Here is a 10,609-nt window from a genome sequence, read left to right as displayed (position 1 = left end):
AGCACTCAGACGCGCCCGAGACGGGGTCGCCCTCGACGAGACCGAGGCGACCGTACTGCTGCAGGCCCGCGGAGACGATTTGCAGGACCTTGCCGCTTCGGCCGCACGTGTACGCAACGCAGGCCTGGAGGCTGCGGGCCGCCAGGGCGTCATCACGTACTCGCGCAAGGTCTTCATTCCGCTGACCCGGCTGTGCCGGGACAAGTGCCACTACTGCACCTTCGCAACCGTGCCCAACAAGTTGCGACGAGCCCGGCACAGCATGTTTCTCTCGCCTGACGAGGTCCTGGACATCGCCCGGAAGGGCGCCGAACTGGGCTGCAAGGAGGCTCTCTTCACGCTCGGCGACCGGCCGGAGGGCCGCTGGCCCGAGGCACGCGAATGGCTGGAGGCCGAAGGCTACGACGACACACTCGCGTACGTGCGGGCCATGGCGATCCGGGTGCTCGAGGAGACCGGACTCCTGCCGCATCTCAACCCGGGAATCCTGTCCTGGACGGATCTGCAACGACTCAAGCCCGTCGCCCCATCCATGGGCATGATGCTGGAATCCACTGCGACCCGACTGTGGTCCGAGCCAGGCGGTCCGCACCACGGCTCTCCGGACAAAGAACCGGCAGTCAGGCTGCGTGTCCTGGAGGACGCAGGACGCTCCAACGTTCCCTTCACGACCGGAATTCTCATTGGGATCGGGGAGTCGTACGAGGAGCGTGCCGACTCCCTGTTCGCGTTGCGAAGGATCGCTCGGTCCTATCGCGGCTTGCAGGAAGTCATCGTGCAGAACTTCCGCGCCAAGCCGGACACCGCGATGCGGGGAATGCCCGACGCGGAGCTCGAGGAGCTGGCCGCGGCGGTCTCGGTGGCCCGGCACATTCTGGGGCCGAGCGCCCGTATCCAGGCCCCTCCGAACCTGGTCGACCAGGAGTACGCCCTGCTCATCAAGGCCGGCATCGACGATTGGGGCGGCGTGTCCCCACTGACCCCGGATCACGTGAACCCGGAACGCCCGTGGCCGCAGATCGACGAGCTTGCAGCGCACACGGCGGCTGCTGGCTTCCGGCTGCGCGAACGGCTCACCATCTATCCGGAGTTCATCCGGCGCGGCGAACCGTGGCTGGACCCGCGGCTGCTGCCGCACGTACGCGCGCTGGCCGATCCGGATACAGGCCTCGCCCTCGAAGACGTGCGGCCGTCCGGCCTGCCCTGGCAGGAGCCGGACGAGGGCTTTGTGTCAATCGGCCGCACCGACCTCCATCGCACCATCGACACCGAAGGCCGTACCGCCGACCGCCGGGATGACTTCGATGAGGTATACGGCGACTGGGAGGCGCTCCGCGAGGCTGCGGTGCCCGGCATGGTGGCGGAACGCATCGACACGGACGTGCGCGCCGCCCTCAAACAGGCCGCCGACGACCCCACGAAGCTGACCGACGCGCAGGCGCTGGCACTGCTGCACGCCGACGGACCGGCGCTGGATGCGCTGACACACATCGCGGACGAGCTACGCCGAGCGGTGGTTGGCGACGACGTTACGTATGTCGTCACACGCAACATCAACTTCACCAACGTCTGCTACGTCGGTTGCCGATTTTGCGCCTTCGCCCAGCGCCGCACCGACGCCGACGCCTACACCCTCTCATTGGACCAGGTCGCAGACCGGGCTGCGCAGGCCTGGGACGTTGGTGCGGTCGAGGTATGTATGCAGGGCGGCATCCATCCCGATCTGCCCGGCACGGCGTACTTCGATCTGGCCCGCGCGGTGAAGCACCGTGTGCCTGCCATGCATATGCACGCCTTCTCCCCCATGGAGGTGGTCAACGGCGCGTCGCGCAGCGGGCTGTCAATACGCGAGTGGCTCACGGCCGCCAAGGAGGCCGGAGTCGACTCCATTCCGGGCACAGCCGCCGAGATCCTCGATGACGAGGTGCGCTGGGTCCTCACGAAGGGCAAGTTGCCCGCCGCTACCTGGATCGAGGTCGTCAAAACCGCCCACGAGGTAGGCCTCCGCTCCAGCTCGACGATGATGTACGGGCATGTGGACCAGCCCCGCCATTGGCTCGGGCACCTCCGCACGCTGGCACGGATCCAGCAGGAAACGAGCGGCTTCACCGAGTTCGTGACACTCCCCTTCATTCACACCAATGCGCCGGTGTACCTGGCCGGCGTCGCACGGCCCGGTCCGACGACCCGCGACAACCTCGCCGTCACGGCGATGGCCCGCCTTCTCCTCCACCCACACATCACCAACATCCAGACGAGCTGGGTCAAGCTCGGGACCGAGGGTGCGGCCAGGATGTTGCGCTCCGGTGCCAACGACCTCGGCGGCACGTTGATGGAGGAAACCATCTCCCGCATGGCTGGCTCGGGTTACGGCTCGTACCGCTCTGTCCGGGACCTCGAGGCCATCGCGCGAGCCGCCGGCCGGTCGGCGAAACCGCGGACGACGCTCTACGGCGAGGTGCCGCCGGACCGCGTGGCGGCGGCCGCTGCGTCGGACGGCCATCTACCCGAACTGCTCCCGGTGCTGGATTCGCCAGCGACAGGTGACGCGAGGAGGAAGTGATCAGATCATGATCGGTCAAGTAGGTCCGGGGCCCTGCGCGGCTCGTCCCTGGGTCGCAGTGCTCCCGGTGAAACCATTCGCACTGTCCAAGAGCCGCCTCCAACCCTGGCCCGGCGCCGACCGAGAGGAGCTGGCACGTACCTTGTTCCTCGACACGCTGCGCGCGCTGCGCACCACGGACGACGTCGCGGCAGTGGTCGTGGTGACAGACGACCCTGACGCAACTGCACTGGCGGTGGCCAGAGGAGTCCTGGCGATTCCCGATCACCCTCGGGCCGGACTCAACGCGGCAATTCTGCGTGGCGCCGCCCACGCACAGACCATCGCCCCCGGCGCTCCGGTAGTTGCGCTCACCTCAGACCTGGCCGCCCTGAGAGGATCCGAGCTCAGTGAGGTCCTGGCAGCGGCGCGGGACCACCACCGCGCCTTCCTGGCGGACCACACAGGCCGAGGAACCACCCTGCTGACCGCCCAGTGTCCGGCGCAGTTGCAGCCCGCGTTCGAGGGGTCCTCACGGCAAAGGCACATGCTGAGCGGCGCCTGGGAGATTACGGACGTCGATGCGCACAGCGTCCGTCTCGATGTCGACACCGAAGAAGACCTGAGAATCGCGAGACGTCTCGGCCTCGGCCCACACACGTCGCGGCTACTGGCGGCCGCTGCCACCGGTCGTCCACGGTGACGGACCGATCACAGGTGCCGCCAAGACTTGATCAACCAGCGAAGATGGGCGGAGCTGATCCGACGTGAACACACACGAACGTGCTCGTCAGAAGCCGAGGATCCGAGTCGGCGTCGTAGGGGTCGGAAACTGGGCGCTACGTGGTCATATCCCGGTTCTGAATCTTCTTCCCGACTATGAGATCGTCGCGGTACACAGCCGCAGGAAGGACGCCGCCGCTGCCGTCGCAGAACGCTTCGGCTACCCGCACGTCGTCGATACCGCTGGGCAGTTGGTCGCGCATCCGGACGTTGATCTGGTGGTCATCACAACCACTGCCCCTCAGCATGAGGACGGCGTGCGGGCTGCGATAGCTGCCGGCAAGGACGTGTACTCCGAGTGGCCCCTGACGACGAGCACCGAGAAAGCCGAAGCGCTGGCCCGGCTCGCTCACGACGCTGGTGTGCGCCATGTCGTCGGCCTTCAGCGCCGGCTGGCTCCGCACAACCGGTACCTGCGCGATCTACTGGCGGACGGCTACGTCGGCGCGCTCCGCTCAGTACGTATGCATGTGAGCATGAACTATTTTCAGGCGCGACTGTCCCAGGCGCTGCGCTGGACGGTCCCGCCGGAGAATTTTTCCAGCGTCATCGCGATCTACGGCGGGCATTTTCTCGATATGATTTTCTCCGCCGTAGGATGGCCCAGGACCTTCTCGGCCCTGATGGTGAACCAATTCAACGAGATCACCATCGCAGAGACCGGTGAAGTCCTCCGGACCACCAATCCGGACCAGTTGGTCGCCACCGGGACCATCGAGGGCGGGGCCGTGTTCTCTGTTCACATCGAGGGCGGCAAACGGAACAACTCGGGTGTCCAGATCGACATCACGGGCGATCAGGGAGATCTAAGAATCACGAACGTGTCCGCATTCGGCGACATCGGCGAGGACTACGTCATTGAAGGGGCGCACGGCGACGACATCCCACTTGCGACGCTCCCGATTCCGCCCTCATATAATTGGCTGCCCGAATCGGGCCTGGCGTCGAGTGTCCTTGAACTGGCGAATGTGTATGCCGCGTTCGCACGGGATGCCGCCGAAGGTACCCGCACGGCGCCCACAATGGACGACGCCGTCCGGATGCACAGGCTGATCGATCTGTTCGCGGAGTCGTCCGACAATGGCAGCCGCGTTCGGGTGGACGAGGCAGGCTCCCAACTGGATCGACTTCCGGACTGACATCGTCCGAAATGCCGGTGCATCTTCGCCGGAAGTACAGAAGCGTCGCTGAGATCCTACGGAAGGTTGTGTCGAGGGTACTGGTTCTGCCGGTGGTGTGGCCGTCACGTGCAGGTGGAATCCTCGACTCAACAGCCGGTCGCGAGTGCGGGCACCAGCCGGCCGACGTACCGCGGGCGGGCACGGTCACCACGGCGATGCCCTCGATCGCAGCGAGGTGCCGCAGCGCGTCGAAGATCATGCCGCGCACGTGCCCGCCGAGGCGTCGGTTGCGTGACCGGCCCGGTGCGCTTGGCCGGATTGGCCGGCCACGTCGCAGCGGCCGTGCGCAGCAGGCCATCGCGGTACACGGCCGGGCGCAGCAACCGCGCCGCGTGCTCCTCGGCGATGCGCCGGACCAGGTCGGAGGCGACCACGCCCTCCGGGGCGGTCGCGGTGATCCCGAGCCGGCGCAGCGCTACATTACTCGTTGGTCGGCAGGGCACGCCCGTCCGGGCCGACACCGGCGGCGAGCGCGGCGAGCACCTCGACGGTCCAATGCTGCTCGAGCAGCCGGCGGGTCATGTCCCGCACCAGGCTCGACATCCAACCAACCCGCTGCGCGAGCGCCGCAGCGCTGCGCAGCCGACCGGTGGCCTCAACGACCCCACGGTGGGCGGTACAGGTGGCGGTTGCCGTCGCCGCCGTCACCCGATCGCCTCACACCATCATCAGCGGCCGCAGGCCCGACACTTTCTCAACCCGTGGCGAGGCGCAATGTCCGGTTCCCGCAGGTTCGCTCAACATACCAATCCACTGCTGAAGACCCTGTGCACCGTGTGCGGCACCGAGGGGCCGTGCCCGCAACGGCGGACTGCTCTCTGCAGACGCTTGCGCGCTATGGCCGGCGCACGGCTGCGCCTCCTGCTCTCTGGGCGCACACTGCGGAACTCGGGAGAAGGTGATGGGTCGTCACGTCACGGACCGGCTCGCTGCCACCTCGTCTCGGGTGGCGGCGAGCGATCCGGAGCCGCCTGTAACCGTCACCGGCGTCGGTGGCGGTTACAGGCGGTCCCCCTATCGACGGCAGTTACGCCAGGACGGGCTCGAGGACGAAGAGTGGGATATCCCGCCCCGCAGTGACCCGGTACTGAATGAAATCCGGGTAAGCCTCATCTGCCCGGTCCCACCACTGCGCCTTCTCCTCGCCGAAGATCTCACGGGCACGCATGTCCTGCTTGACCGAACCGTCCTGCAGCTCGACCACCGGATTGACAACGAGGTTCTGGTACCACACCGGCAGGGCGCCGCCCCCGTTGGAGGCAACTACCGCGTAGGTGCCGTCGTGCTCAATCTTCATCAACGGATTCTTGCGGATCTTCCCCGACTTCGCGCCTCTGTGCGTCATCACGACAACCGGCCGGTCCTGGAAGGTACCACCCTCCACTCCGTCGGTCGCCTCGTACAACGCAACCTGGTCCCGAACAAAGTCCGTCGGGCTGGGCTCGTACTCGCCGTGCAATGGCATTTCTGACTCCGATTTCAATAATGGTTCTTCGGTTTCCGACCGGATGTGGGCGGCGTGCCCAACGGCCCGGCAGTGCGCTGGGCGCCTGAGCGGGCTGAACCGCACCGGCAGCCCTCGCCCACGAGTCTAGACAGACAGGTCTACCTAAGCAAATGTGACGCACACCGCCGGCGCGCGAGCTCGCGACAGGCGGACATCAACGGGCAGCGGACGCTGCATTCAGGAACCTGTCATACGCCCTCGACAGGGGTCTCGGCGCTGCCGGAGCAGCATCTCGACATCGGCTGTGGTGACGTCGGCATACGACCGTGCACAACACCATCCGGCAGGTCGACACGCGTCCGGTCCAGCACAAGCACAACCTCGACCGGGTCAGGGTCCCGGCCTACCATGGATTCCCGCTGCCACGCCAAAATCTCACCCGTTTGCTTGTGGATCGTCAACAAGATCCGGGACCCCTCGCCGGTCAGCCCGAAGGTCAGCCCCTGCCGACCGGCGACGTCCTGCCCGGGGCCGTCGTATTCCAGGCCGGGCAGGTCGGCGAGGACGCGCAGCACGGCAGCACGTTCGGCTCGATCCAGGTATCGGACCCTGACGAGGTCAAGGATGCGGGCGAGCAGATAGCCGGAGTCCATGCCGGCCGGATTGTCCCCGAGCAGGGCCATTTCGAGCTGTGCGGCATCGGTTGGAAGCGGCTCGGGAAGGTGCAGGTCCAGCGCACCCGGCGGGTACTCGACAACGGTCGCCGGAGTTTGCTGCAGAGCATCCGGGTCAGTGCCGCCCGCCAGATCCGACACGTCGGGTCCATCGGGAAGACGCCGTTCAAGCAACCAGCCGGCGCCGTCGGCCTTGCGCCATTGAAGGTTGTCGAAGGCGACGGCGACCTTGCCGGAGTGGACCCGTCGCTGCACATGCAGCTGGCTGTACGCACCCAGGCAGCTATCGGCGGACACCCACTCAGCCTGATCACCGAGCGTCTGCAGGCGCACGCGTACGGTCAGGTCGGCGGTGGCGACATCCACCGCCGGTGGCCGAGACGGCGACGGCGGTGCCGCCGACGCCCATGTCGGCTGGTGCGGATCTGCGCCGGCAGTGACGACGAGCAACAGCACTGACGCGAGCGACACGACGGCAGCGACCAAGCCGGCCAGAAGTACGCGCAGCGAGACAGCCCGGCGACCCGGCAGCAGCGACGCGGTGAGCGGATCCTTGTCGGACATGTTCATGGCAGCGAGCAGAACTGATCGCTCGTTGTCGGACGGGACTGCGGCGCCCCGATATGACGCACGCACGGCTGGTAGCGGTGCCGGCTCATACGGTTGCGCTCACCGCCGGCGTGACGTCCGATACCAGCAACGTCCGTAGCTCGTCGACCGTCGGCGAGCCGATCGACCGAATTCGACCTGCCTGCCGAGTCACCGCCTCGTCGAGCACCTGCCGCGCATATCGGCCGTTGCCGAAGAACACTGTCTTCGGCACACGCTCGAAGTGTTCACGCAGCGCGACCAGAGTGTCGCCCGGGCACTCGTATCCGCTGGCCATGGCCAGCCCCTGGAATATCGCCACCAACTCGTCAGCACTGTAGTTCGCGAAATGGATCCGGCGAGAGAATCGAGATGCCAGACCGACATTCGCGGCCAGGAATGCCTCCATCTCGTGCTCGTAGCCGGCGACGATCACCACCACCTCGTCCCGATGGTCCTCCATCAGCTTGACCAGCGTGTCGATCGCCTCGCGACCGAAGTCCTGGCGACCATCCTGCGGGGCCAACGTGTACGCCTCATCAATGAAGAGCACACCACCCCGAGCTCGCTCGAACGCCTCCCGAGTGCGCTGCGCGGTATGCCCGACGTATTCACCGACCAGGTCCGCACGGGCCACCTCGACCACCTGACCGTTGGCAAGAACACCCAGTCCGGCCAGCAGGTCGCCGTACAAACGGGCGACCGTGGTCTTGCCGGTGCCAGGTGGCCCGGAAAAGACCAGATGGCGGGAGATCGACGGCGCCGGCAGCCCGGCACTCACCCGGGTCCTGATGGTGGCCAACAGATTGATCATGTCGGCCACCTCGCGCTTCACGTCGCTCAACCCAATCATGTTGCCGAGCTGGCCGAGCAGGCGCCCGACCTCGTCGGTTCGGGCCTCGCCTGCGCGTACCCCGCTGCCCTGCGACGCACCGAGATCCTGCGGCAACAACTGGGCCAACTCGACACCTGTTGACGAACCCACGTTGGACAGCCGGAACGCCTGACGTCCGATCATCTCCTCGAACACCTTCCTGGCCACCCGACCGTTTCCGAAGTTCGCGTCCCGGGCCATCCCGTCGAAGAGCGCGGAGACGGCCACCCGGGTGTCGTACTCCAGGGAGTAGTGGTGGGTGCTGCACAGCCTCTCCACGATGCTCACGAGCTCTGACGTCGAGTAGCTTTCGAACTCGACCGTCTTGGAGAATCTGGAGGCAAGACCCGGGTTACTGTCCAGGAAGGCCCGCATCTGCGCCGAATAGCCCGCGACGATGACCACCACCTCGTCGCGGTGGTCCTCCATCAGCTTGACCAACGTGTCGATCGCCTCGCGGCCGAAGTCATGACCGGAACCGCCCTCAACCGGCGACAATGCATACGCCTCGTCGAGGAACAGCACGCCACCACGCGCCTCGTTGAACTTCTCCGTGGTTTTCACCGCGGTGCCGCCGATGTGCTCGGCAACCAGGTCGGCCCGCGCGACCTCGACCAGTTGACCGCTGCGCAGCACGCCCAGCGCGGCGAGAATCTTCCCGTACAGCCGGGCAACGGTGGTCTTTCCGGTGCCGGGTGCGCCCGCGAAGACCAGGTGCCGCGACATCGGCGGTGCGGGTAATCCAGCTGCGGCCCGCCGCTGGCTGACCCGGTGCAAGCCCACCAGGGTCGCCACCTCATGCTTCACCCCGGTGAGACCGACCAGGGCTTCGAGCTCTGCCAACAGTGGAGTTACCGGATCACCCGGATCCACCAATGGACCCCGCCCGTCCCGGCCGGCCGCACCGCCTGCCTCTGCGGCCGGACCGCGTGTGACCGGCGCTGTCGGTTCGATCGATCGTTCGGCATGCGTCGCCCGCCGCGCAACAACCGGGTCGATGACCTCCAGCGACGTGCTGGGTACCGCCCGGCGGATCGCGTTGCCGCCGTTGTCAAGAATTGTGGTGGCCTGGATCAGCACCGACTCCATGGTCTCGACCAGCACGCCGTCACCCGAGTTCTCGATCACCTCGCACCCGTCGAGCCGCCCGGTCGAGCCGGCCGCGAACCTGATCCCCGGACCACCGCTCCCCAGTACCCGGCAACGCGTCAGCGACAGCTCGGCGCCGTGTTGCACGACGATGCCGGCGTCCCTGGCAGCGGCCAGAACGCCGGACATGAGCGTCGCTCTGCCACCGGCGGCAAGCACCAGGCCTGCCCGCCCGCCCCGAACAGCAACGTCGGTCGCGGTCAGCTCGGTCCCGGCGCCGACCATGATGCCGACGCCCGCACACCGCTCGATCGTGCCTCGCTGAAGCGTGGGCGCTGCCCGGTCGGCCAACTGCACACCGTACAGGTCGCAGTCACTGATGGCGATGTCGTCCAGGGATGGTCGCGCCGCACCGCGGACCAAGATGCCGGTGTTCCCGCCGTGCACGGTGAGACCCCGGATGCTTCCCCCCGCCTCGCCCTCGAACAGCAGGCCCACGCCGCCTTCACCAGCCACCCGGGCGCCCTCGATCCGCGGTGCCGCGGTGCCGGTGACCGCCACCGCGGCCAACGCCGTGCCGTTGATCTCACCGCCAGCGAATGCGCCGGTCGCCTGGTCGAGCACGAACAGGCCGTGGCCGCCGGTACCGCTCACCCGGCAGCCCCGCAGCAGCGGATCCGCCTCGGCCGAGAGCATCACGCCATGCCCGCCGACGTTCCGGATCTCGCATCCCTCCAACATCGGCTTGCCGCCGGCGATCAGCGCGCCGACGCCCGCCGTGTCGTGCACGCTGGTCTGCACCACGCGGATCGCACCACCGTCCTCCACGGCCAGCGCGGGGCCCTCGACCATGCTGATGTCACACTGCTCGATGACACCCCGCCCGTTGCGGGTGCAGAGCACTCCGGCGCCCCGGACCGCAGTCACCGTGCATTGCCGGAATACCGGATCAGCTCCTCCGACGATCACGATCGCGACGCTGCCCACGTCCCGCACCATGGTCGTGCTCACCACACTGCCGGCTCCGCCTTCGACCAGGAAGCCGGCACCGATCGGGTTACTGACCAGAGAGTCGCGCATGTTCAGCCGTCCCCCCGGAACGTGCACGGCTACGACACCATTCGCCAGTACCTCACATTCGACCATCCTCACCTCAGCCTGAGCGACCTGCAAAGCCGGCAGTTCGGCTCCACCGCCACGCAGGCTCAGGCCACGTAGCGTCACCGAGGCTGCAGCGAACACCGCAACCCCGTCCCCGCCATCGACAATGACCGTGCCCTTGCCGTCCTCGGCAACGATGGTGACCGGACCGACCAGCCGCAGTTGCTCGCGGTAGATGCCTGGTTGCACAACGATCGTGGCGCCGGGGCCGGCCGCTGCCAGCGCGGCTGTGATGGTCGACAGCCCTCCCAGATCGGTCTGTGACACTGA

At 67.1% G+C, this 10,609-nt stretch carries 7 protein-coding genes; 3 read left to right on the top strand and 4 right to left on the bottom strand.

Annotated elements, in window-relative coordinates; translation table 11 throughout:
• From ABD901_RS53055 to ABD901_RS53045, 3 genes are all read left to right on the top strand, one after another.
• A partial coding sequence (locus tag ABD901_RS53055; RefSeq protein ID WP_345142385.1) for a bifunctional FO biosynthesis protein CofGH occupies positions 1–2,563 on the top strand: 2,563 nt, incomplete at its 5' end.
• A 7-nt stretch (positions 2,564–2,570) separates the two neighbouring features.
• Entirely contained in the window at positions 2,571–3,245 is a 675-nt protein-coding gene (gene cofC, locus ABD901_RS53050) for a 2-phospho-L-lactate guanylyltransferase (RefSeq protein WP_345142382.1), read from the top strand.
• Positions 3,246–3,309: 64 nt separating this feature from the next.
• Positions 3,310–4,464 carry a Gfo/Idh/MocA family protein gene (locus ABD901_RS53045; RefSeq protein WP_345142379.1) on the top strand — a complete coding sequence of 385 codons (1,155 nt, stop codon included), beginning with the start codon at positions 3,310–3,312 and terminating at the stop codon, positions 4,462–4,464.
• A gap of 462 nt (positions 4,465–4,926) precedes the next feature.
• Here ABD901_RS53045 and ABD901_RS53040 read toward each other — a convergent pair whose 3' ends face one another.
• The 4 genes from ABD901_RS53040 to ABD901_RS53025 form a co-directional block, all read right to left on the bottom strand.
• Positions 4,927–5,049 carry a hypothetical protein gene (locus ABD901_RS53040; RefSeq protein WP_345142376.1) on the bottom strand — a complete coding sequence of 41 codons (123 nt, stop codon included), beginning with the start codon at positions 5,047–5,049 and terminating at the stop codon, positions 4,927–4,929.
• A 484-nt stretch (positions 5,050–5,533) separates the two neighbouring features.
• Positions 5,534–5,971, bottom strand: a complete 438-nt coding sequence (locus ABD901_RS53035) for a nitroreductase family deazaflavin-dependent oxidoreductase (RefSeq protein WP_345142374.1) — start codon at positions 5,969–5,971, stop codon at positions 5,534–5,536.
• A gap of 230 nt (positions 5,972–6,201) precedes the next feature.
• Entirely contained in the window at positions 6,202–7,197 is a 996-nt protein-coding gene (locus ABD901_RS53030) for a hypothetical protein (protein WP_345142372.1), read from the bottom strand.
• Between the two features lie 85 nt (positions 7,198–7,282).
• Positions 7,283–10,606 (bottom strand): right-handed parallel beta-helix repeat-containing protein, encoded by a 3,324-nt coding sequence (locus ABD901_RS53025; RefSeq protein WP_345142369.1) that lies wholly within the window; start codon positions 10,604–10,606, stop codon positions 7,283–7,285.
• Positions 10,607–10,609: the final 3 nt, after the last annotated feature.

This window comes from Dactylosporangium darangshiense, from assembly GCF_039537565.1.
In the GTDB taxonomy this organism is placed as follows: Bacteria; Actinomycetota; Actinomycetes; order Mycobacteriales; family Micromonosporaceae; genus Dactylosporangium; species Dactylosporangium darangshiense.
The sequence above is the reverse complement of the archived record's forward strand: the minus strand, read 5'-3'. Positions and strand labels throughout refer to the sequence as shown.